We start from the raw sequence: 23,584 nt of genomic DNA, 5'->3' as shown, positions 1-23,584 counted from the left end.
AATGAGACACCAGCCATTCGTCAAGGCCTTGCTGGCCGCGGCGCTTATCGTTCCTTTCACCGCGCTGCCATTCACTGCGTTCGCGCAGCATCGCAACATCGACGTCGACGTCACGCAAGTCCAGGGCAAGCTCGACCGGATGTTCAACCTGTCGATCGGCGCCGGGCGCGCCAACGAGGGCTTGCGCGCCGATTGGCAACAGCAACTGGCCGAGATCCGGCGCGACGCCGGCTTTCGCTACATCCGCTTCCATGGCCTCCTGACCGACGACATGGGCGTGTACAAGATCGACGCCCAGGGCAAGGAACAGTACAACTTCCAGTACATCGATGCGCTGTTCGACTACCTGCTCTCGATCGGCATCAAGCCCTTCGTGGAGCTGGGTTTCATGCCCAATGCCATGGCCAGCGGCACCAAGACCATCTTCTGGTGGCGCGGCAACGTCACGCCGCCGCGCGACTACGGCCAGTGGGAGCGCCTGATCGAAGCCCTCACGCGGCACTGGACCGAACGCTATGGCCGCGACGAGGTCGCGAGCTGGTACTTCGAGGTGTGGAACGAGCCGAACCTGGACGGCTTCTGGGCCGGCACCCAGGACGAGTACTTTCGCTTGTACGCTCACGCGGCGCGCGCGGTCAAACGGGTCGACCCGTCCTACCGGGTCGGCGGGCCGGCCACCGCCGGCGCGGCCTGGATTCCCGAGATGATCGCCTATGCCGACAAGAACCAGGTGCCGCTGGACTTCGTCAGCACCCACTCCTACGGCGTGAGCCAGGGCTTCCTGGACGAGTTCGGCACCACCGGAACGATCCTGAGCCGCGTCGACATGGCGGTGGCCAGTGACGTGCTCAGGAACCGCAAGGAGATCGCCGCCTCCAGCATGCCGAAGCTCGAGCTGCACTACACCGAGTGGAGTTCGTCGTACACCCCGGCCGATCCGACCCACGACAGCTACCACCAGGCCGCCTACATCCTCAAGAAGCTCAAGCAAGGCAGCGGCGCGGTGCAGTCGATGTCGTACTGGGTGTTTACCGATATCTTCGAAGAACCCGGTCCGCGCTTCGAAGCCTTCCACGGCGGCTTCGGCCTGATGAACACGCAGGGCATCAAGAAACCGGCCTATTTCGCCTACCAGTTCCTGAACTACCTCGGCCACACGGAGCTCAAGAATGCGGACAAGGATTCCTGGGCGACGCTCGACGACAAGGGCAATGCCCAGGTCCTGCTGTGGGACGTGACCCATACCCTGCCTGACAAGGTCAACAACCAGCAGTTCTACATCAAGGACTTGCCGCCGAAGCCCAAGGGCCAGGTCGCGGTGGCGCTGCGGGGCCTGAAACCGGGCGCCTACGCGATGACCGTGTCGCAGGTCGGCTACAAGCAGAACGACGCCTTCACCGCCTATATCGGCATGGGCTCGCCGAAACAGCTGACCCGGCAGCAGGTCGCGACGCTCAAGGCGCAGGCCACCGGCAAGCCGTCGCAACAAAAGACGGTCACCGTCGGCGCTGACAGACGGCTGGCCACCAGCCTGCCGCTGCGCGAAAACGACGTCTATCTACTCCAGTTCGCCCCGGCAAAATGATGGGTCAGCCTCGCGCCAGGATGGCGGCGATCGCCGCATCGGAGCGTTTATAGAACGCCGGCCATTCCTGGTCATAGCTCGCCCGCGCCTTTTGCGTGAGCGCGCTTCTCGAGGTGAATATCTGCATCACACTGCCATCACGCTGGACGACGACCTCGGGCGTGACGATCTCTGACTCGATGACCTTCTCGCCCGGGATCTTCTGGATGGGCGCGAAACGGCCGGGGACTTCGACAACCTGCACCCGGCCGTCCGCTCCCTGCCTGATATGAACGATCTTGGTCTCTCCCGGCCCCATGGCGTCGCGTAGCCGCGCGACGCCGGCATGCGCCTCGCGCGCCGCCCGGGCATCGAAGCCTCTTTGCAACATGTCGACCACCACGCCGAAACCGCCGAGGTATTTCGAGATGGCCGGGTCGACCGGCTGCGGCCACTTGAGGCCCTGCCAGGCCATGCCGAGCATGTCGACCATGGTCGCGCTATCGAGACCGGCCGCAGCGTCCGGCGACAGCGCCGGCGTCGGAGCCGGCGCTGTCGCCAGGGCAGCGGCGGAAGTGTCGGTCGAGCTGGCGGTTACGGTCGACCCGCCATCAGGACTACGCGGATATATCGCTGGACCGCCGGCGGCATCATCCGCAGACTGCCGTGTCTTTACGTCCGTTTTCGCCGTCGACTGCGGCCACCAATCGAATGCTGCGCAACCTGTCAGCACGAGGATCGAGCCGGCGAGAACTACACGAGCCAAGAGCAATTTCATCGCGACCTCCCTTAATCTGCTTCGATAGAGGGACCATCATTACGCGCAGAGCGGGCAGCATCTTATATCTATAACAAGCCAGGCGCCGGTTAGCACGTCGTGGTCGCGAAGCATTGGCCTCGCCATCCGACTACGTTAGAATCGTGCAACGCTGGTCGCATCGATCCAGCGCTTACTGGTCACGCAACAATACGGGAAACGATATGGCAAAGAAGGAAGAAGAACTGGACGAAGAAACATTGGCGTTCATCCAGTGGTGCATCGAAGTGGAAGGTTTCCTGGTCGCCGGCGGCGCCACCGTCAAGGAGGCCCAGGATCATATCGAGGAGGAGATCGAATGGTTCACCGACCAGTTCTACGATTCGCTCACGCCTGAAGAGGCAGCGAAGGAAGCACTGGCCTGAGAACCGCTCAGCGCGGGTAGGTGAAGCCGGTGCGGATATCCATCGGCGCCAGCTTCTCGCGCGTACGCACGGTCAGGCGCTGCGGCGGTTCCTCGCCGGCCAGGGCGCCCGGCGTGAACGGCAGTCCTTCCGCCTTGCGCACCAGCGCATCGCAGCGTTCGTAGACGTTCGGGCAGCCGGTGGCCGCCAGCAGCGCCTGCACCACCGGCACCTTCCACAGGTCGACGCCGCCGGCATTGAACTGGCAGACCAGGTAGCCGTCCGGGCCGCCGTAGCCCTGCACCACCAGGCCGGGCAAGCCATCCTTTTCCCCATCGATCAGCTGGATCAGCGCATCCGGTCCGACCGCGCGCCAGGTGTCGGCGCGACGCCCGATGGCGGCCTGCACGCGGCGCTTGATGAGCGCATGGTCGATCGCTTCATCCTCGCGCAAGGTCCAGACGCGGGCCGCGATCTGCGACTTGCCGTTGTAGGCGGCGCGCGCCAGGAAGCGGCGCGACGACGACTGCACGAGGGCGGTTATGCCGATCTTGTTGCGTTCGTGCGGCTTGCCCTCGACTTTTTCGATGGCGGACTGGTAGATCCAGGGGTCGCCGGCAAGGATAGCCTGTTCCTTGCCCTGCTTGATGGTGATGATGAGCATGTGCGGCTTTCTTGACTAAGGGCGGCATGATACCGCACTCCCCTACCACCCCATTTTTTGCCGCACGAATGTGGTCAGCAAGTCCGCGTTCGCCTGGTGCTGCGCCACACGCGGGTGCTTGCCGTAGCCGGTGAACGGGAAGAACAGCGTGTCGATGCGCGCGTCACCGGCCGTCCGCAGATTCTCGACCGCGGTCTCGACATACCCTGGCCAGGGCGAACCGGCCTTCGTCGCATCCATGCTGCCGAGCGCGCACACGATATAGGCCTTCGGGTACAGGGCCCGGACGCGCGCGACGAAGGCCTGGTAGGCCGCGATCCGCTGCGCCTCATTTGGTTCGGGCTGCAGCTTGCGGTCGCGCCCGATCAGCCAGCTGTCGTTCTGCATCAGGTTCACCACCACCACGTCCGGCGTCCAGCGCGAAAAGTCCCAGCGGCTGTCGTTGTCGCCGACGGCGCTCAGCTGGTCGTAGAAGTCCGGCATCGTGAACGGAAACCAGCTGATCATGATGCCGATCCCGCCCTGCGAGGTGAAATGCGCTTCGGCGCCGAGCTGGCGGGCGGCGATCGCGGCGTATGAGCGGTAGTTGTTCTTGTCCTTGCCGTGATGGTCCTCGCCATCGCCAGGCGCTTCGTTGCCCATGCCGCTGGTGATGGAATCGCCGAAGAACTCGATCCGCCGTCCCGGCCTGGCCGGCGGCGCCCGCAATGACGCTTTATCGTCCAGCTCCAGGCCGAGGAAGACAGTGGCGCCCTCCTCGCCCTCGGTACGCTTGGTCAGCAGGAGCCGATGCGCGCCGGGCTCGAGCCCGTTGGCCACCAGGTAGGTCTTCTTGCCCTTGTCGAGCTGCAGGATGACCGGCCGCCCGGTGTCGCCATCGAGGAAGACGTTGTAGTAGTTCTTGCCGTGCTGGTCGTCGAGGACGATGGACAGCGAGGTGCCGGTGAAGGTAGCGGCCACCGACGTGCCGGGCCAACTCAATACCGGTGCACGCCGGTCGCTGAAGTCGATGCGGCCCGTGTACTGCAGGTGCTGGTGGTCCGGCGCCACCGCGTCAAACGCATGGGCCGGCGCCAGCGCCAGCAACCCGGCCAGGGCCAGGCTTGCGGCGAAGGGAAAGATGTTCATGGGTTTCAATCGAAAATGCCGGGCACGCGCACGTGCCCGGCGGGTAATTACAGCTTGATGCTTACCGGTTTGCCGTCATACACCACCGACTTGTCCGACGCATCCATATCGGCCGCGGTCGACATGCCCGGCTTGATCAGGCGCACGCGGAACTCGCGCTTCTCGACCATGCCCTGGTAGCGCCCGGCGCGCTCGCCGATCTGCACGACGCCGGCCTTGTCGTCGTAGCTGATCGGGATGCGGCTGGCTTCACCGCGCTGATAGGCGTTCGAGACGCCGTCGTCCTCGTACAGGGTCGCCACGCCATTCGCTCCGGCGTACACGAACACCGTCACCGGCGCATCCGGCTTCTCGTCGACGTACTGGGTCACCGGGCCGGCCGTGATCACCGAGCCGGCCTTGACGAACAGCGGCATGCGCTCGCGCGGCGCGGCGATGGTGCGGGTCGCACCGCCCTGGTGGCGCTCGCCGGTGTGGAAGTCGTACCAGTCGGCGCCGGCCGGCAGGTAGACCTGGCGCTGGCGCGCCTTGTACTCGTGCACCGGCGCCACCAGGAACGACGGGCCGAACATATACTGGTCCTTGACGTTCTTGGCCTTGTCGTCGTTCGGGAAGTCCATCGCCAGGCCGCGCATCATGGTGCCCGAGCGGTAGTGGGTGTCCGAGGCGACGGTGTAAATATATGGCATCAGGCGATAGCGCAGCTTCAGCCACCACACCATATTGTCGCGCATCGCGTCGTCGCCGGCGGCGATGTTATAGATCTCGCGCTTGACCACCTCACCGTGCGAACGGAACAGCGGCGTGAAGGCGCCGAACTGGAACCAGCGGTGGTTCAGTTCGCGCCACTCTTCCATGTCTTCCGGATTGGCCTTGGCGCGGCTGGTGGCGCGGTTTTCCTGGGCCGAGCCGACGTCGCCAGTCTGGAACCGCACTTCCTGGGCATAGCCGCCGATGTCGTGGGTCCAGTTCGGAACGCCCGACATCGACATATTGGTGCCAGACGCGATCTGGTCATACAGATTGTTCCAGCGTCCGACCGTGTCGCCGCTCCACACCGCCACGGCATTCCTCTGGATGCCGGCGAAGCCCGAGCGCGACAGGATGAACTGGCGCTTGTTCGGCTGGTCGCGCTTGAGGCCATCGATCATGGCGCCCGTGCTCACCAGGCTGTAGGGGTTGAAGGTGATTTCGCCAGCGCCGTAGACGGTCGGCCCGATCAGCTCCTTGAAGTCTTCCAGGCGGCTGTTGGACAGCACGTCCGGCTCGGTATTGTCCATCCACCAGGCGTCGAAGCCCAGGTCGACCAGCTTGGTCTTGAGCTGGCGGTAATAGATGTCGCGCGCTTCCTTGGTGTACGGATCGTAGTGGCTGTTGAGGTAACCCTTGCCGACCCAGTCGCGCGAGCCGTTCTCGACGTTCTTGGTCCACATATGGCCCTTCGATGCGAACTCCTTGTAGTTGTCGGTATTGGCGTAGAACTTGCCCCACACCGACAGCATGATGCGCGCATTCTGCTTGTGGACAGCGTCGACCAGGCCTTTCGGATCCGGGAATCGGGTCTTGTCGAAGTCGTGCGAACCCCAGCCATCCTCGGGCCAGTAGAACCAGTCCTGCACGATGTTATCGAGCGGCCAGCCGCGCTTGCGGTATTCGCCCAGGGCGTCGAGCAGCTGCTGCTGGGTCTCGTAGCGCTGGCGCGACTGCCAGAAACCATAGGCCCACTTGGGCATCATCGGCGCCTGGCCGGTCAGGTGGCGGTAGCCGGCGATGGCGCCGTCCATGCTGTCGGCGCTGATCACGTGGTAGTTGATCGCCTCGGCGATTTCGGACGACATGGTCAGCGAATGGCGCTCCGCGCTCGGCAGCGGGTTGTTGTGGGTGATGGCCACCATGCCGCCCGACGGCTTCCACTCGAGGTGCAGCTTGACCGGTTTGTTCCTGTCGAATTTGACTTCGAAGTTGTGGTACCACGGATTCCAGCCCATGCGCCACACGTCCATCACTTCCTTGCCGTCCACCGTCAGCTTGGCGTAGTCCGACGAGTACAGCTGCATCTTGTGCACGCCCGGCTTGTCGCTGCTCATCGTGCCTTCCCACACCACCCGCACGTTCTTGAGGTCCTTGGCAGGTTTCAGCTCCTTGGGCCAGTTCTCGTCCACGTCCTTCAGGTATTGGTAGTCGATGTCCTTTTCCTGGCGCGTCAGCGCCAGCTTGCCGTCGACGTAGTAATGCGCGGTCAGGCCGGCCTGCTTGCCGTCCGGGCTGCGCAAGACCAGGTCGCGCGACATATGGTCGTAGGGCGTGGCGTCGCCGAAGCGCGAGATCGAGTTGTTGTCCCACAGGAGGCCATAGCCCTTGTCCGACACCACGAAGGGCACGGCGGCGATCATATTGTGCTGGGCCAGCAGCACGTCTTCGCCGTTATAGTTCATCTGGTTGTTCTGGTGCTGGCCCAGGCCATAATAGGCGTCTTTCGTGCCGTGGTTGAAGCCCTGCTTGATCGCCAAGAAGGGCTTGCCGCCGACGTCGACCGGCTGCATCGACTCGGACGCCTGCGCCAGGAAGCGCTTGCCGGCGGCGTCGAAGAACTGGACCTGGCCGTCTTTCAGGGAGACGGTGGCCGCGATCTTGCCCGCCTTGAGCTGGACATTGTCTGTCGCAGGCGTGACCGTGAACGCGCACTTGTCGGCGCAGGGCGCCGCCACCGTCATGAGCGAGGGCGTGAGCGTCTTGTTGTCCTGGGCGAGCTTCACCACCTGGATGATATTGTCGCTCATGAGGTTCAGGCGCACCACCTTGGCGCCGGTGTCGGGCCTGACCTCGATGCCGGTGGCAGTCTGCTGGAAAGTGCCTGCATGGGCCTGGAGCCCGGAGGTGAGGAACAGCGCCGCGGCTGCCAGCTGGGTCTGTCTCATACGCATACGCATTGTCGATCTCCTGTAATAATCGTTGTTATTCCTGGTACGTCCCGAGCCTGACCTTCAGCACCACCGGCGTCGCCGGCAGGTTCAGGCCATAGTCGGTCTGGTCGCCGTTCCAGTTGCGCTCCATGACCCAGCGGCCATTGGCGTCGAAACGGCCCTCCTCCACCCGCGCCAGCAGCGAAGGCTTGCCTGCATTCGGGCCCTCGCCCGCGAACTTCACCCGCGCTTGCTGGCCGACGAGCACGAACTCGCTCTCGCCGACCTGGGCGATGGCTACGCCGCCGCCCGGCTTCTCGGTGCCTTCCTTGTACTCGCCCTTGTCCTTCAGGTACTGGCGCTCGCCGAACTGGAATTCGCGGAACGACACGGTCGCCTTCCAACCCTTCAGACCCACCGTCTGCGGTGCGCGGTTGTCGCCCTCGGCCACGCCCTGAGTGCGCCCCTCGAAGGCCCAGCGCGCCCACTGGCGCTGCATCGGCGCGAACACGCCATAAACGGTGGCGAAAGGCTCGATCATGCGGCGATCGGTGTACTTGGAGCCCAGCGGGTAATTGCTGTACTCGAAGTAGTCGAGTCCGAACGGCGCCACGCCCAGGGCGCCCATGCCGAGGATCTGGTACACATAGCGCGCATAGCCCGCCGCATTGCCCATCTCCGGCACCATCAGCGCGTTGTCGGGCCGCTGGTAGGATTTGAGCACCGCCGTCACCTTGTTCGATTCCGGCATATAGATGTCGGGCGCCGCCAGGTCGATGTGCGGTGCGGCGGCCTTGTAGATGTCCATCACATCCCAGGTCGGTCCGCCGCTGGCGAAGTTCGATTTCCACGGCGCGGCCGGCTTGCCGTCGAGCGAAGGCTCGCGCAGGGCGGCGTTGACGAACATCGGCAGGTCGTACACCGCGCGCCCCGCACTGGCGATCGACTCGATATAGCTGGCGATGGCCCAGGAATGGAAGTACTGGTCGGCGTAGTCGCCATACACCTGGCGCCAGCTGCCCTGGCTCACGCCGGCCACCTTCGGCTTCTGGCGCGCCAGCACCGCGGCCGGCACCGGCTGGCGGAAGGCTGCCTCGGCGCGTTCGCCGTGGTCGCGCGGGACGCCATAGGTGCCCACCTCGTTCTCGACCTGCACCATGATCACGGTGCGGTGGCCGCTGTCGATCTTCCTGATGTGCTCCATCATTTTCACGAAGGCGCGGCGATCGAGCGCCAGGGTCTGTTCGCCGAACGGCGAATGGCTGTAGACCGTCTTGCCGTCCTTGTCCTTCATGCGCGGGAAGCGCTGATTATCGAACTTGACCCACTCCGGCAGGTAGCCTGGCCCCGTGTTTTTCCAGGTCCCGAACCAGACGACGACGAGTCTGATATCGTTTTCACGCGCTTGCGAAACGAGGGCGTCGAGGAAGCTGAAGTCGAATTCTCCTTCCTTCGGTTCCACTTGCTCCCAGGCGATCGGCATCTCGAGGGTATTGGCGTGCGCATCCTTCAGCGCCGCCCAGACCTTGGGCAAGGCGCCCGGATAATTGCTGGAGTTGTGGGCCTGGCCCGCCAGCATCAGGAACGGCGCGCCGTCCACCATCAGGGCGTGCCGGCCATCCTTTTGGACGAGGCGCGGCAGCTCGGGGTCGGCGGCCGCTGCGTCGGCACTGGCCAGCAGCAGGCATAGCGGCGCGAGCGTCGGTGCCAAACGGCGGGCAATCTGGTTCAGGGTCATGCTGTTCGTCTCCTTGGTTGTCGTTCTTGTCGTTAGCGGAACTGCGACGCGCCCAGGCTGCGGCTCTGGTCTTTCGCCAGGTCGATCTCGATAAGCTTTGCGCCATAACGTACCTTGACGGGACCGCCGTTCCCGGCCACCGCGCGCACGGTGGCGGCCTGCAAGCGGCCATCAGCCCAGCGCAGGTCCACCTCATAGCCACCACGCGCACGCAATCCCTTCACCGAGCCGCGCGCCCAGGTCGACGGCAGCGCCGGCAGCAAGTGCAGTTCGCCACCCTGCGATTGCAGCAGCATTTCGGCGATCGCCGCGGTGGCGCCGAAATTGCCGTCGATCTGGAATGGCGGATGGGCGTCGAGCAGGTTCGGATAGGTGCCGCCGGCGTTGTTATGCTCCGAAAAGATGCCCGTCTGTTCGGCCGCACGCGCACCCGGCGCCGCCAGCAGGCCGCGCAGCATGCGGTGGGCGCGGTCGCCGTCGTGCAGCCTGGCCCAGAACGCCATCTTCCAGGCCATCGACCAGCCGGTACCGGCGTCGCCGCGCGCTTCCAGGGTGCGCCGCGCGGCGCCGGCCAGTTCCGGCGTGCGCACGGCATCGATCTGGCGTCCGGGGAACAGCGCGAACAGGTGCGACACATGACGGTGGGTGTCTTGCGGCGTGTCGAGCACGGGGTCCTTTTTTTCTTCCATCCATTCGAGCAGTTGGCCCCAGCTGCCGATGCGCGGCCCGGCCAGCCGATCGCGCATGGCGGTCAACGTCGCGCGCAGTTCCGGATCGACATGCAGGATGCCGGCCGCCTCCACCGTGTTGTTGAACAGGTCCCACACGATCTGCTGGTCGTAAGCGATGCCATCCTCGACCGGCCCGTGTTCCGGCGACCAGCCCTGCGGCGCGACCAGGCGTCCATCCGGCAGCTCTTTCAGATAATCCTGCCAGAAGGCGCTGGCTTCCTTCATCATCGGATAGGCCACCTCGCGCAGGAAGCGCTCGTCGCGGCTGAAGGCGTAGTGCTCCCAGAAGTGCTGGGCATACCAGGCGTTGCCGGTCTTGTTCCATAGGTAGCCCATGGCGCCGAAGGGATTGGACTCGGTACGCAGGGTCCAGCCGCGCACCGGCTGGCCGTCGGCGCGGCGGAATTCCTCGGCCGTCGTGCGCCGCCACACCGGGGCCACGCCGTTCACGAAATCGAAGAATGGCAGCGCCAGCTCACCGAGGTTGGTCACCTCGGCGGGCCAGTAATTCATCTGGATGTTGATGTTGGTGTGGTAATCCGAATTCCACGGCGGCGTGAGGCTGTTGTTCCACAGGCCCTGCAGATTGGCCGGGAGCGAGCCGCGCGAACTGGAGGCCAGCAGGTAGCGGCCGTACTGGAAGTACTGGGCCTCCAGTTCCGGATCGCCGCCTGCCTTCGTGTAGGCCAGCAGGCGCGCATCGGTGGGCAGCGCGCGGCGCGCGGCCGGTGTCTCGCCCAGGTCGATCGCCACACGTTTTAGCAGGCGCTGGAAGTCTTCTTCATGCTCCGTGCGCAGCGCGCCTGAAGCACGCGCCGCGGCCTTGTCGACCTGCGCGGTCACGCGCACCAACGGATGCCCGCCGTCGAAGTTGCGCGCGGCGTCGAGCACATAACTGGTGCCGGCGCCCAGGATCAGGGTCAGTCCATCGGCGCCGGCGAAGGCGATGCGCGTGCCGTCGGCGACCAGCTTGCCGCCATCACTGAGCACCTGCACCTGGCTCGCGTAAGACATCACGTTGCCGCTCGGCGCCTGGTCGGGCAGCCCGAAGCCGGCCAGCGTGCCCGAGGCATACAGGCGGCCGTTCGCGACAGCGAGGTGGGCGCCGTGACGGTCGGTCAGGGACACGGCGCCGGTATAGCGGCCGGGCCGGTCGGCAGTCAGGCGCAGCACGATCACCTGGGCCGGGTAACTCGCCCAGGCTTCGCGCCGGTAACGCACGCCACCATGCGTGTAAGTGACGGTGTGCACGCCGCGTTCGAGGTCGAGCGTGCGGCGGTAGTCGGTTGCGCCGTTCTCGTGGCCGGGCAGCTCGACCAGCAGGTCGCCGAAGGGCTGGAAGGCGCCCATGTTCCGGTCGTCGCCGGTCCATAGCGTGATGTCGTTGAACTGCAGGTGTTCGCGGCCAGGCTGCCCGAAAACCATGGCGCCGATGCGGCCATTGCCGATCGGGAGCGCCTCTTTCTCCCAGCCCTGGTCGTTGTCCTGGGCCGGCCGGTCGTAGCGCAGCACCATCTCGGGCGCGGCGCTGCTGCTCGCCGCCAGCGCGAAGGCACAGACGCCGAGCAGGAGGCGCAAACTGGAGAAGATCGTCATGTCGGGCCAGGCTTTCCATAGACGATGCCGCGGCCGGCGGTGCTCATATAGACCACGCCGAACCGGTTCATGTCGCCGACGATGAAGTGCCCGTCGCCAGGACCACCGTACTGGTGGGCGTCGTCGTTGATGCGCTGCCAGCTGCGCCCCAGGTCGAGCGAGCGGTGGATGCCGCGCACGCCCTTGATGCTGCCCCAGATGTACAGGGTCGGCTCGAGCTTGCCCGGGGCCGCCTTGCCGAAACCGACCGCGCCGCAGTAGCCGACGCCGGCCAGCGGCGCGAAGCTGGCGCCGCCATCGAGCGAGCGCACCAGGCCGCCGTCCTTGAGCGCCACCCACAAATCTCCCTCGCGGCCTGGCAGTGCGCGGATCAATGTGGACCCGCCTGGTAGCAGGCTGGCGCGCTGTGCAAAGCTGGCGCCGCCGTCACTGCTTGCCATCAGGGCCTTACCGTCGTAGGCATAGAACACCTTCGGGTTGACTGGATCGGCGACGGCGCGCAGGTCGCGGCCCGCCAGGCCCGCCACTTGCGTCCAGCTGGCGCCTTCGTCACCCGACCGGTACACGGTCAATGAGCCCTGCGGAGTATGGACAAGGGTCGCGCCATCGCTCGACATCGCGATCCTCCCGCGCTTGCCCTGCATCGCCGCGGTCTGCGTCCAGGTGAAACCGCCGTCACGCGTGACGAGCATCGCATCGCCCACCCGCACCATGCTGCCAGGGCGGCGGGCGGCGGCATCGAGCCCGGTGGTGGTGCCGATCTCCGGCCGGTGGATGCGCCCCGGGCGCGTTGGATCGTCGTGCAGGAAGCCGTCGTAGTCGCCGATGGCCGAGACCAGCGGCGCGCCCGGCATGCTGACCAGGCCGAGCGGCACCGTCTCTTCCAGGCCTCTCACGGTAAACGTCCAGGTGGCGGGCGTGGCGTCGATATCCGGCGTTCGGAACACCCCGTTGCCGGAAGTGACCCACACCGCGCGCGAATCGAGCGGATCGAATTGAACCGACCCGGCCCAGTGGATCGCGTGACCCTCGAGCCACGGCACGCCCGCCGCGTCGCGCTGGAAGCCGCGCGCGATCACGTCGACCCAGTTGGCGCCGGCATCGTTCGACACGAAGATGCGGTCGCCGCGCGCATCGCCCTGGGCGATGAAGGTATTGATGGTGGAGACCACCAGGCGCCTGGGATTTTTCGGGTCGACACTGATCCCGGCGAACGGCCGGTTCGATCCTACCGGCGTCACGTTGCGCCAGGCGCCGCTGGCGATCTCGTATTGCCACACCTGCCCACGGTCGATCGGCTCGCTGCCGCTCTTGTCCGGGTGCGGGCCGGCGCCGTTGGCATAGGTGATATACAGCTTGCCGGCGCCGTCGAAGGCAGCGCGTTGCGGCATGAGCCCGGTCGGGCTGCCCGCCACGGGCACGAAGGTCGCTCCGGCGTTGTCGCTGCGATACAGGTTAGGACCGACGCTGCCGAAGCGCGAGACGCCGACGAACAGCCGCTGCGCCCGACCGTTTTTCACGCTGGCGGGATCCGGCAGCACGATGTTCAGGCCCACGTCGTTGGGCGTGGTCGTCACCGCCAGCGCAAGGTTGCGCTCCCAGGTGCTACCAAAGTCGGCGCTCTCGAACAGGCCGTCGCGGCGCGAGCCCAGATAGAGGCGCTTGCTAGCCCCCGGATCGACGGCCAGCCGTTCGCCGCCCTGACGTCCGAAGCCGTTGCCGTGGGTCTTGAACTGGCTGCTGACGTCGACCACGTCGAAGGTCTTGCCGTAATCGTTCGAGCGCAGGATGGCGGTGCGTCCGCCGTTCAGGTAGGCGATGCCGGCCAGCAGCCACACCCTGGCGGCGTTGTCGGGGTCGATCGCCAGCGCGTCGATGCCCAGGAAGCCCGTCTGGTCCTCGCCCACCCAGTCGAGCAGCGGCGTCCAGCGACCTTCTTTCGCCCGCCACAGATAGGCGCCGCCGACGTCGGTGCGGGCGTAGGCAACGCCCGGCTCGCTGCGGCTGGGCACGATCGCAGTCACGAAGCCACCGCCGCCGATGGCGACGCTGTCCCAGACATAGCTGGCGCCGTTCGGGACGACGGGGGCGGCCGTGGCCGTGGCGGCGACGCACACGGCCGCAACCACGCCCAAGACCCTGCGCCAACCCATGCAGGGTCGACGGGCGGTCGTGGTACGCATCTTGTCTCCTGCCTGTATTTATTATTGGCTTGCTTGCAACCATGCTAATCAATACAGATGGCGGTTGCAACAAAAATGTTCGCGCTAACAGAAAACGTTATCATTCAGGCTGAATGTTTTATCGCCGATCCCGCAACAGCGTCTGATTGCGTACGACATCGACGGCTTTCAAGCCTCCCCCATCAATTTAAACTAGGAGATCCACCATGAATATCAGCGGCGAAATGATCATCGGCCACCAGATCCTGCGCGGCAGCGCCGGCGCCGTGCGCGCCTACAATCCCGCAAGCAAGCAGGACCTCGAACCCGAATTCGGCCTGGCGACCCCCGCCGACCTGGCCCGCGCCTGCGAACTGGCCGATGCCGCCGTCGAGCCCTATCGCGCCCTGCCCCTGGAACAGCGTGCACGCTTCCTGGAGACGATCGCCCAGCGCATCCTCGACCTGGGTCCGCTGCTGATCGAACGCGCCGGACAGGAAAGTGGCTTGCCGGCGGCCCGCCTCGAGGGCGAACGTGGCCGCACCGTGAACCAGCTGCGCCTGTTCGCCAAGGTGATCCGCGACGGCCACTTCCTGGGTGCGACCCTGGATTCTGCCCTGCCCGAGCGCACGCCGCCGCGCTCCGATCTGCGCATGCGCAAGATCCCGCTCGGCGCGGTCGCCGTCTTCGGCGCCAGTAACTTCCCGCTCGCGTTCTCGGTGGCCGGCGGCGACACCGCCTCGGCGCTGGCCGCCGGTTGCCCGGTCGTGGTCAAGGCCCACAACGCCCACCTCGGCACCTCGGAGCTGGTCGGCAAGGCCGTACTGCAGGCGGCGCTCGAATGCGGCATGCCGGAAGGCGTGTTCTCGCTCCTGATCGGCGAAGGCAATCAGATCGGCGGCGACCTGGTGAGCCACCCGGCGATCCGCGCCGTCGGTTTCACCGGTTCGCGCGGCGGCGGCCTGGCGCTGGCCCAGATCGCGGCCAAGCGCAAGGAACCGATTCCCGTGTATGCCGAAATGAGCAGCATCAACCCGGTCTACCTGCTGCCGGGCGCGCTTGAAGCGGGCGGCGCCAAGCTGGCCGGCGCCTTCGTCGATTCGCTGACCATGGGCGTCGGCCAGTTCTGCACCAACCCGGGCCTGGTGATCGGCCTGGCCGGCCCGCAGCTGGACGCCTTCCGCGACGCCGCCGCTGCCGCGCTGCAGCTCAAGCCGGCCGGCACCATGCTCAGCGCCGGCATCCATCAAGCGTATGACAACGCCATCGGAAAACGCACGGGGGTCGCCGGCGTGCAGCTGGTGGCCAACGGCAGCCAGGAAGGCCCCGGCTGCGCCGCGCGCGCCGCCCTCTACCAGTGCGATGCCGCGACCTTCCTTGCCAACCCGGCGCTGGAAGAAGAGATCTTCGGACCGGTGTCCCTGCTGATCGCCTGCCGCACTGAAGACGAGATTCTGGCCGTGACCCGCCACCTGGAAGGCCAGCTGACCGCCACCGTGCACGCCGTCGACAGCGACCACGCGCTGGCCGGCGCGCTGCTGCCACTGCTGGAGCGCAAGGTGGGCCGCATCCTGTTCAACGGTTTCCCGACCGGCGTCGAGGTGTCGTATGCGATGGTGCACGGCGGGCCGTTCCCGGCGACCTCGGATGCACGCAGCACCTCGGTCGGCGCGACTGCGATCGAGCGCTTCCTGCGTCCGGTGTGCTACCAGGACGTGCCGGCCGGCCTGCTGCCTGAGGCGCTCAAGGACGGTAATCCGCTCGGGATCGTGCGCCTGGTGGATGGTGAAGTGAAGCTGGCGTGATCAAGGTTGGATCAAAGACGTCTCGTCAATCGTTGACGCCCGGCCGTCGTCCCCGCGGAGGCGGGGACCCAAGTATCAAGCAGACCACTGACGCATATCATCGAGGCTGTGCGCGCAAACTTGGGTCCCCGCCTTCGCGGGGACGACGTTTCTAGTGACCTCAGCGCGTATTGCTGCGCGTGGCCACATCCAGCCACACGGCCAGGGTCAGGATCAGGCCCTTGACGATCATCTGCCAGTAGGCGTCGACGTCGAGCATCGACATGCCGTTGTCCAGGCTGGCCATCACCAGCGCGCCCACCAGGGCGCCATGCACGGTGCCGGCGCCGCCGCGCATCGAGGTGCCGCCGATGAAGCAGGCGGCGATCACGTCCAGCTCCGCCGACACGCCGGCCGACGGCGAGCCGGCCGCCAGGCGCGCGGTATTGATCAAGCCCGCCAGCGCGCACATCAAGCCCATCAGGCCGAAGATCCACAGTTTCACCTTGCGCACGTCGATGCCGGACAGGCGGGTCGCCTCCATATTGCTGCCCACCGCGTAGATGCGGCGGCCGAACACGGTCTGCCGTGCGATGTAGCTGAACACGCCCAGCAGGCTCAGGAGGATCAGCACCGGCAGCGGAATGCCCTCGTAGCTGTTGAAGGTGGAGATCAGGCCGGCCAGCGCCACGCCGACCAGCGCCACGCGAGCCACCGAACGCCACAGCGCGATCACCGGCAGCCCGTGGCGCGCCTGGTTGAGCCGCTGGCGCCAGGCCAGCACGCCGGCCAGCGCGAACAGCAGCACGCCCAGCCCGATCCCCCACGCCGGCGGCAGATAAGCCTGCCCGATCTGCTCGAAGCCGGGCGAGACCGGCGCCACGGTGGCGCCGTCGGTCAGGCCCAGCACCACGCCGCGATAGGCCAGCATGCCCCCGAGGCCGACGATGAAGGAAGGTATGCCCGCATAGGCCGTCAGATAGCCGTTGAGGAAACCGCACAGGAGGCCCGCGCCCAGCACCACCGCGATCGATAGCGGCAGCGGCATGCCGTGGGTGACGTCGAGCACCGCCGCCATTCCGCCCAAGAGACCCAGGAGCGAGCCGATCGACAGGTCGATCTCGCCGGCGATGATGACGAACACCATGCCGCAGGCCAGGATGCCGGTGATCGACATCTGGCGCATCAGGTTCGAGACGTTGCGCGCCGAGGTGAAGCCGCCTTCGGTCATCCAGTGGAAGAAGGTCCAGATCAGGGCGACCGCCACCAGCAGCGCCAGGATTTTATATTGGGTGAACAGCCGCTTGAGTGTCGTTGTATCCATGGGTGTCATATGCTTGTCAGGACTGGCCCAGGGCGGCGGCAAGCACCGTCTCCTGGCTCAGGCCATCGTTGAGAAAATCGCCGCGCAGCCGGCCTTCTTGCAGCACCAGCACGCGGTCGGACACGCCCAGCACCTCGGCCAGCTCGGACGAGACCATGACGATGGCGATGCCCTGTGCCGCCAGTTCCAGCATCAGGCGGTAGATTTCGAACTTGGCGCCGACGTCGACGCCCCGCGTCGGCTCGTCGAGGATCAGCACCTTGGGGCCGGTCAACAGCATCCGGGCCAGCACCGCCTTCTGCTGGTTGCCGCCCGAGAGCGCCGTGATTGGCAGCGCGGGGCTGGCCGTCTTGAGCGCCAGGCGCGCGATCTGTTCCTTGACCGCGCTGGTTTCCTCGCCGTCGTCGATGCGGGTCAGGTGCGCATAGCGCTGCAGCACCGACAGTGTGATGTTCTCGCCCACCGACAGGTCACGCACGATGCCGTGGTGCTTGCGGTCCTCAGGCACCAGGGCGAAGCCGGCCCGGATCGCCTTTAGCGGATCGGAGGTGTCGACCCGTTGGCCGTCGAGCCAGACCTCGCCCTCGTGGCGGCCCGGATAGGCGCCAAAGATCGCCGTCACCAGCTCGGTGCGGCCGGCGCCGACGATGCCGGCGATGCCGAGGATCTCGCCGCGCCGCACCTGGAACGAGACGTCGTCCACCTTCTTGCGGCGCGGATTTTCGGGGTCGTAGCAGGTGATGTGGCGCGCCTCCATCACGACTTCTCCGATGTCATGCGGCAGCGACGGATACATCTGGTTCATCTCGCGCCCGCACATCTGGGCGATGATCCGGTCCACGCTCATCTGCGGCATCGGCGTGGTGGCAATGTGCTTGCCGTCGCGGATGACGACGATGGTGTCGCAGATCGCCGCGACTTCTTCGAGCTTGTGCGAGATGTAGACGCAGGCCACGCCGCGCGCCTTCAGGTCGCGCACCGTCCCGAGCAGCACGTCGATCTCGGACGCGCTGAGCGAGGCCGACGGCTCGTCGAGGATCAGCAGCCGCGCATTCTTGTTCAGCGCCTTGCCGATCTCGATCAGCTGCTGGTGGCCGCCGCCGTAATGCTTCACCGGCAGCACCACGTTCACGTCCGGCAGGCGCAGGCCGCGCAGGATTTCCTCGGCGCGCCGGTTCATGGCCGGGTAGTCGAGCCGGCCGCCGGGCAAGGTGATCTCGTTCCCCAAAAAGATGTTCTCGGCCACCGACAGCTCGGGCACCAGCATCAGCTCCTGGTGGATGATGATGATCCCCGCTTCTTCGGTCTCGCGCACCGAGCGCGCGCGCAGCGGCTGGCCGTCCCACACGATCTCGCCATCCCAGCTGCCGTGCGGGTAGACCGCCGACAGCACTTTCATCAGGGTCGACTTGCCGGCCCCGTTCTCACCGCAGAGGCCAACGCACTCGCCCGGCTGGATCGCCAGGTCGATGCCGTCCAGCGCGGGCACCCCGTCGAATCGCTTGGCGATTCCCTTCATTTCAAGCAGATAGCCCGACATCGCAAGACTTCCAAGGCGTGAAAAAATCCCCGGACCGCAAGGCGGACACGGGGAAAGGAGAGAAGCAGGCTTATTTGCCGGCCAGCTGGCCCTGGGTATAGAACCCGTCCTTCACCAGCATGTCGACGTTCGATTTGGTCAGCAGGATGGGTTTAAGCAGCACGGTGCTGACCTGCTTGTAGCCGTTGTTGATCTGTGAGTTATAAGCTGGTTTTTCATTGCGCACCAGCTGCACGGCCAGGGTGGCGGCGCTGGTGGCGATGGTCTTGAGCGGCTTGTAGACCGTCATGGCCTGGGTGCCGGCGATCACGCGCCGCACCGCTGCCAGGTCGGCGTCCTGGCCCGACACCGGCACCTTGCCGGCCAGCTTCTGCGAAGCCAGCGCCTGGATCGCGCCGCCGGCAGTGGCGTCGTTGGACGCGACCACGGCGTCGATCTTGTTGCCGTTGGCGGTGAGCGCATTCTCGACGATAGCCATCGCTTCTGAGGCGCTCCAGTCCTTGACCCATTGGCGGCCGACCACCTTGATGTCGCCCTTGTCGATCAGCGGCTGCAGCACCTTCATCTGGCCTTCGCGCAGGATCTTGGCGTTGTTGTCGGTCGGCGCCCCACCCAGCAGGTAGTAGTTACCCTTCGGTTTGAGGCCGACGATCGACTGCGCCTGCAGCTCGCCCACCGCCTTGTTGTCGAACGAGATGTAGGCGTCGACGTCGGCATTGAGGATCAGGCGGTCGTACGACAGCACCTTGATCTTGGCCTTCTTGGCTTCGCGGATCGCGTTGTTCAACACCGTGGCGTTGTAGGGCACGATCACCAGCACGTCGACGCCGCGCGAGATCAGGTTCTCGATCTGGGCGATCTGACGCTGTTCGCTGGCGTCGGCCGACTGCACGTAGACCTTGGCGCCGAGCTTTTCGGCGGCGCCGATGAAGTAATCGCGGTCGCGCGTCCAGCGCTCGAGCCGCAGGTCGTCGATCGAGAAGCCGATCTTGGGGTTCTTGGCGTCGGCCATGCTCGGGCCGGATTGGAACAGCAGCGCGCAACCGAGTCCGATCGCGGCACCCATCTTCGTGAAGCCATGTTTCATCGTTGTCTCCTTTATTGTCGGCGCGCGCGCTTACACGACGCACCGTATTGACATTCTATGCGAGTCACGCGCCGTACCAGCCGGCGTCGACGAAGTATTTCAATGCGATGGCGGTCGTGGTTGGCGGCGTTATTGAGGAGGATGTCGATCCCGCCCCCCTCGCCCTCGATGGCGGCGAAGCCCGCGGCAAGCGCATCGGGGTCGGTCAGGTCGCAGTGCAGGAAACGTGGCGCATGGGGCGCGCCTTGGCTAGCGAGGGCCCTCACCAGTTCCCTGCCGATCCCCGAGCCGCCCCCGGTGATCACGACGCGCTTGGCGCGCAGGTCCGGATAGGTCGCGTAGCCCAGTGTCGGGGCGGCGGCTGCCGTCATGGTTGTCTCCAGATTATTCTGAGTATTATGCTTGCGTAGAACAGTCGTTTAACAGGACTGTTAGCGCAATCATCCCAGTCTAATGGGGGCCTTCAACGGTTGTCAACGAATTATTGAAATGGATTTCATGGCGACCGGATTTGCCGGATGCGTACGCCGTTCGGCGTACGCCGGCGCCGACGATCAGCGCGCTTTCGCGACCGATGGCAGGCGTGCCGGTGGGCGGATGCGGGGGGCGGCATCGGACTGGCGGCGCACCAGCTCGAAGTCCATGTGGGTCTGCTCCGGCTCGGCCGGTTCGTCTTCGCGCAGTGCGCGCACGCGGCGCACCAGCGCCTGCACCGCCTCGCGCGCCATGCCGGCGATCGGCTGGCGCACGGTGGTCAGTTCGGGCCAGATCGTGGTGGCCAGGGCCGTATCGTCGAAACCGGTGACGGTCAGGTCGCCCGGGACGTCCAGGCCCAGGCGGTGCGCGACCGCCACGGTGGCGGCCGCCATATCGTCGTTACTGGCGAAGATCGCCGTCGGCCTGTCTTGCAGCGCCAGCAGCTGCTCGGCCGCGTCCAGGCCCGAGCGATAGGTGAACATGCCCTGCACCACCAGCTCTTCGGAGGCGTCGGCGCCCTTCTCGGCGATCGCCTTGCGGTAGCCGTCCAAGCGGCGCGCGCTGGCGGTCTGGTTCGGATGGCCGACGATGAAGCCGATGCGCTGGTGGCCCAGCGCGATCAGGTGCCGGGCCATGTAGCGGGCCGCTTCGTAGTCGTCGATGCTGACCGCCCCGACGCTCGGCGCCGGCGAGCCGCAGGCCACGACCACGGCCGGAATCCCCGCCTTGGCCACGCACTCGAGCACGGCCACGCTGTCGCACAGCGGCGGCGGCAGGATCACGCCATCCAGGCCGTTATTGATCAGGCGCTGGGTATGCTCGATCTCGTGATTGCCGGCCTCGCACTTCTCGACGAACAGCTGGACGTTGTTCAGGCCGGACTGGTTGAGCAGGCCGACGAGGAATTCGCTCAGGTAGGCAGCGCTCGGATTGCTGTACAGGAAACCGACGCGGATCGGCTTGGACCCGGCCAGGTTGCGCGCTTCCTGGTTCGGGGTGTAGTTCAGCGCCGCGACCGCCTCGGCCACCTTGCGCCGCGTGCTTTCTCGCACCAGGCTCTTGCCGTTCATGACCCGCGACACGGTCATCGCGGACACGCCGGCGAGCTTGGCAACGTCCACCATGGTGGGCTTGCCCTGCTCCATCGATTCGCGGACGGTCTCGATGCTGGTTTTGTTCATGTGCGTAAATTTCTTTAGAAGTTAGTAATGTTGGTCGATGTTAGCATGATTACGGTTTTGCCATCGGGACCTCTTCCGATTTTGCGGGTAAGGTTTGATTCCCGGGCGAAACGAGAAAATGCGTGGCGCGTTTGCGCTAACATGGGCGACACAGAGTCATGATATCCCTAGCGACGCTGCGCTGCGAGCGCCTCGCGAGCTGCCGCCCGGCCCTCTGCCATTCGACGCGAGATCGACAGCGCCGAAAAATCGTAGTCGCGCGCCGCCGTCTCGCATTCGCTACCCTTGCGCACGATCCGGGTGATGCTGGGCCCGGCATCCTTGTCGCCCATCAGCTGGATATAGGTGGACCACTGGCGCACCTGGTCGGCCTGGGCCGGCGAGGTGGCGTAGGCCAGGATGCCTTCGACCAGTTTGCGAAAGTCGCGCACCAGGGTCTGCTCGGCGCTGTCGCGCCGGACGCGCTCGGCGAACACGATTTCGTCACGCCGGCCCAGGACTTCCATCAGGCTGGTAGGCAGCGAGCCGGTTTCTGGATACAGGTCGACGATGAAGATGCGCTTGCGCGCCGTACCGGAATGCTCCAGCAGCAGCTCGAGCGGAGAGTTGCTGATAATCCCGCCATCCCAATAGTGCTTGCCATCGATGGTGGTCCAGGGAAAGCCCGGCGGCAGGCTGCCGCTGGCCAGGATGTGGTCGGCGCTCAGGTCGTCGACGTAGCTGTCGAAGATTTCCAGGCGCGCCGTCTCGACATTGACCGCGCTGACCAGCAGCCGCACCGGGCTCGACTTCAGTGCTCCAAAATCGACGTAGCGTTTCAGTAATTCCTTGACCGGGGTCGGGTCGTAGAGGCTGGTCCAGGCCTGCGGCGCCGCGCTCATGAACGGCAGGCCGGCCCAGCGCGGCCGAAAGAAGGCCGGCACGCCAAAGGCCAGCGTCTGCCAGGAGCCGAGCAGGCGGCGCACCCGGTCGTCGAGCAGGCGCTCGGCAGCCAGTGGCAAGTCGAGCGGCAGGTCGAGCGACAGCCTGTGCCAGAAATCCTCCAGCGCCTCGGCTGCATGACCTGGATTGGCGGCCATGATGACGCCATTGAAGGCCCCGATCGACACCCCGGCGATGACATCGGGCTGGATGCCGGCGTCTTCCAGCGCATGGGCCACGCCGCATTCGAAGGCGCCCAGCGCGCCGCCGCCCTGCAGGATCAGCGCGGTCTGGCTGGGGATACGGGTAATGGAAAAATCCGGCTCGTGCAGGCGCTTGCAGGCCCAGCCGATATTGGTGCGGTAGCGGATCAGGGATTCGATCGCACGCGTCTCGATCGCCGGCCGCCCCGTGGAAAACAGGGCGCGCGGCACCTCGTGGTCAAGGTAGAGGCAGGCCCAGGAGCGGGTTTCCGGGCGGCCCAGCCGGGCATGCCGGTGGCCGGCATCGGGCTGGCCCAGGAACTGGAAGCCCTGGCCAAACAGCTCGCAGGAAAAATACGGCACCTCGTCGTAGCGCAGCCGCATGCCCAGCATATTGCGCGCCGCCAGCCGTCCCTGCTTGACGGCATTGTCCCAATGCTCGATGCGGTGGCGGAGGCGGAACACGGGATCCATGAAATTGGCGACGTCGCCCGCCGCCCACACCAGCGGATGCGAGGCTTGCAGGTACTGGTCGACGCACACGCCGTCGTCCAGCTCCAGAGCGCTATCGTGCAGCCAGCCGAGATCGGGCGCGACGCCGATGCCGACACCGACCAGGTCGCACGGCAGCCGGCGCCCGCCTTCGGTCACGACCATCTCCACCCGCCTGTCGCCATGGAAGGCGGCGGCGCTGTCGGCCAGCACCTCCACGCCCTGGCCGACATACAGCGTGCGCAGGTAGTCGCTGACGCCGTGGTCGTGCAGCTTGTCGAACAGGATGCCATGGCGCGCCAGCACGGTCACCCGCGCACCCTTGCGCGCGAAGGCCGCGGCCATCTCGAGGGCGATGAAACCGGAGCCGACCACCACGGCCCGCGCCGCGCCCTCCATCGCGCCACGCAAGGTGCGCGCATCGACGGCCGTGCGCAGGTAGTGAATGCCAGGCAGCCCGGCGCCCGGGACGTCGAGGTGAATGGGACGCACCCCGGTGGCGACCAGTAGCCGGTCATAGCGGATCGTGCCGGCGTGATCGGTGCGCACCAGCTGGGCGTCGGCATCGAGGCCGGTGGCGCGTACGCCAGAGAGCAGGGTCACGCCATTGTCGTGGAAGTAGTCGGGCGGCAGCACCGTCGCCAGTGGCGGCGCGGTATCTCCCTCGAGGAAGCGCGTCGAGAGTTGCGGGCGGTGATAAGGAAGGTCGCGCTCGTCCGCGACGATGACGATGGCGCCCTTTGCGCCCTCCAGGCGCAACGTTTCGGCGGCCGTGGCCGCGGCCAGGCCGCCGCCGAGCAGCAGGAAGCTCGCATGCCGCGTGTGGTCCTGCCCGGCCGGCTCCCCGGGGTGTCGCTGATCCGCCATCGGCCATCCTTTCGCAATCGGCGTGGATGCGGGTTGGACCGCATCCAGGCTGCGGCGTTCG

General features: G+C 66.0%; 16 protein-coding genes. 3 read left to right on the top strand and 13 right to left on the bottom strand.

Translation table 11 applies throughout. The features are described from left to right. Position 1: 1 nt before the first annotated feature. Positions 2-1,585 carry a GH39 family glycosyl hydrolase gene (locus AC3A6F_RS11125; RefSeq protein WP_487680635.1) on the top strand — a complete coding sequence of 528 codons (1,584 nt, stop codon included), beginning with the start codon at positions 2-4 and terminating at the stop codon, positions 1,583-1,585. Positions 1,586-1,589: 4 nt separating this feature from the next. Here AC3A6F_RS11125 and AC3A6F_RS11120 read toward each other — a convergent pair whose 3' ends face one another. After that, positions 1,590-2,342, bottom strand: a complete 753-nt coding sequence (locus tag AC3A6F_RS11120; RefSeq protein WP_487680633.1) for a hypothetical protein — start codon at positions 2,340-2,342, stop codon at positions 1,590-1,592. A 203-nt stretch (positions 2,343-2,545) separates the two neighbouring features. Between AC3A6F_RS11120 and AC3A6F_RS11115 the strand changes: the two genes are divergently transcribed. After that, positions 2,546-2,746 carry a hypothetical protein gene (locus AC3A6F_RS11115; protein WP_123072150.1) on the top strand — a complete coding sequence of 67 codons (201 nt, stop codon included), beginning with the start codon at positions 2,546-2,548 and terminating at the stop codon, positions 2,744-2,746. Between the two features lie 7 nt (positions 2,747-2,753). On the opposite strand, the gene AC3A6F_RS11110 is transcribed toward AC3A6F_RS11115, so the two are convergent. From AC3A6F_RS11110 to AC3A6F_RS11085, 6 genes are read right to left on the bottom strand one after another with little or no spacing between them, the layout of a single operon-like run. After that, positions 2,754-3,389: a class I SAM-dependent rRNA methyltransferase gene (locus AC3A6F_RS11110; RefSeq protein WP_487680631.1), complete on the bottom strand. Its 636-nt coding sequence runs from the start codon at positions 3,387-3,389 to the stop codon at positions 2,754-2,756. A 42-nt stretch (positions 3,390-3,431) separates the two neighbouring features. Further along, positions 3,432-4,517: an SGNH/GDSL hydrolase family protein gene (locus AC3A6F_RS11105; protein WP_487680629.1), complete on the bottom strand. Its 1,086-nt coding sequence runs from the start codon at positions 4,515-4,517 to the stop codon at positions 3,432-3,434. Positions 4,518-4,564: 47 nt separating this feature from the next. After that, positions 4,565-7,441 carry a glycoside hydrolase family 31 protein gene (locus AC3A6F_RS11100; RefSeq protein ID WP_487680627.1) on the bottom strand — a complete coding sequence of 959 codons (2,877 nt, stop codon included), beginning with the start codon at positions 7,439-7,441 and terminating at the stop codon, positions 4,565-4,567. A 31-nt stretch (positions 7,442-7,472) separates the two neighbouring features. Next, complete coding sequence (locus AC3A6F_RS11095; RefSeq protein ID WP_487680625.1) at positions 7,473-9,158, bottom strand: GH35 family beta-galactosidase; 1,686 nt, start codon at positions 9,156-9,158, stop codon at positions 7,473-7,475. A gap of 32 nt (positions 9,159-9,190) precedes the next feature. Then, a complete protein-coding gene (locus AC3A6F_RS11090) occupies positions 9,191-11,485 on the bottom strand; it encodes a glycoside hydrolase family 95 protein (RefSeq protein ID WP_487680623.1) in 2,295 nt (764 codons plus the stop codon). Then, a complete protein-coding gene (locus tag AC3A6F_RS11085; protein ID WP_487680621.1) occupies positions 11,482-13,668 on the bottom strand; it encodes a WD40/YVTN/BNR-like repeat-containing protein in 2,187 nt (728 codons plus the stop codon). Before AC3A6F_RS11085 ends, AC3A6F_RS11090 begins: the two co-directional genes overlap by 4 nt. A gap of 206 nt (positions 13,669-13,874) precedes the next feature. Between AC3A6F_RS11085 and AC3A6F_RS11080 the strand changes: the two genes are divergently transcribed. Then, entirely contained in the window at positions 13,875-15,452 is a 1,578-nt protein-coding gene (locus AC3A6F_RS11080; RefSeq protein WP_487680619.1) for an aldehyde dehydrogenase (NADP(+)), read from the top strand. 160 nt (positions 15,453-15,612) lie between these two features. On the opposite strand, the gene AC3A6F_RS11075 is transcribed toward AC3A6F_RS11080, so the two are convergent. The 6 genes from AC3A6F_RS11075 to AC3A6F_RS11050 form a co-directional block, all read right to left on the bottom strand. Then, complete coding sequence (locus tag AC3A6F_RS11075; RefSeq protein WP_487680617.1) at positions 15,613-16,755, bottom strand: sugar ABC transporter permease; 1,143 nt, start codon at positions 16,753-16,755, stop codon at positions 15,613-15,615. 16 nt (positions 16,756-16,771) lie between these two features. Beyond that, on the bottom strand, positions 16,772-18,295 hold the full coding sequence (gene xylG, locus AC3A6F_RS11070) for a D-xylose ABC transporter ATP-binding protein (RefSeq protein WP_487680616.1): 1,524 nt from the start codon (positions 18,293-18,295) through the stop codon (positions 16,772-16,774). A 70-nt stretch (positions 18,296-18,365) separates the two neighbouring features. Continuing rightward, positions 18,366-19,361 carry a D-xylose ABC transporter substrate-binding protein gene (gene xylF / locus AC3A6F_RS11065; RefSeq protein WP_487681287.1) on the bottom strand — a complete coding sequence of 332 codons (996 nt, stop codon included), beginning with the start codon at positions 19,359-19,361 and terminating at the stop codon, positions 18,366-18,368. A 32-nt stretch (positions 19,362-19,393) separates the two neighbouring features. Further along, positions 19,394-19,753 carry an SDR family oxidoreductase gene (locus AC3A6F_RS11060; RefSeq protein WP_487680614.1) on the bottom strand — a complete coding sequence of 120 codons (360 nt, stop codon included), beginning with the start codon at positions 19,751-19,753 and terminating at the stop codon, positions 19,394-19,396. A 183-nt stretch (positions 19,754-19,936) separates the two neighbouring features. After that, positions 19,937-21,040 carry a LacI family DNA-binding transcriptional regulator gene (locus tag AC3A6F_RS11055; protein ID WP_487680612.1) on the bottom strand — a complete coding sequence of 368 codons (1,104 nt, stop codon included), beginning with the start codon at positions 21,038-21,040 and terminating at the stop codon, positions 19,937-19,939. Between the two features lie 167 nt (positions 21,041-21,207). Beyond that, a complete protein-coding gene (locus AC3A6F_RS11050; protein ID WP_487680610.1) occupies positions 21,208-23,523 on the bottom strand; it encodes an FAD-dependent oxidoreductase in 2,316 nt (771 codons plus the stop codon). Between the last annotated feature and the right edge of the window lie 61 nt (positions 23,524-23,584).

The organism is Massilia sp. Soil_C_3 (assembly GCF_057657035.1).
This window is presented reverse-complemented; position numbering and strand designations above follow the sequence as displayed.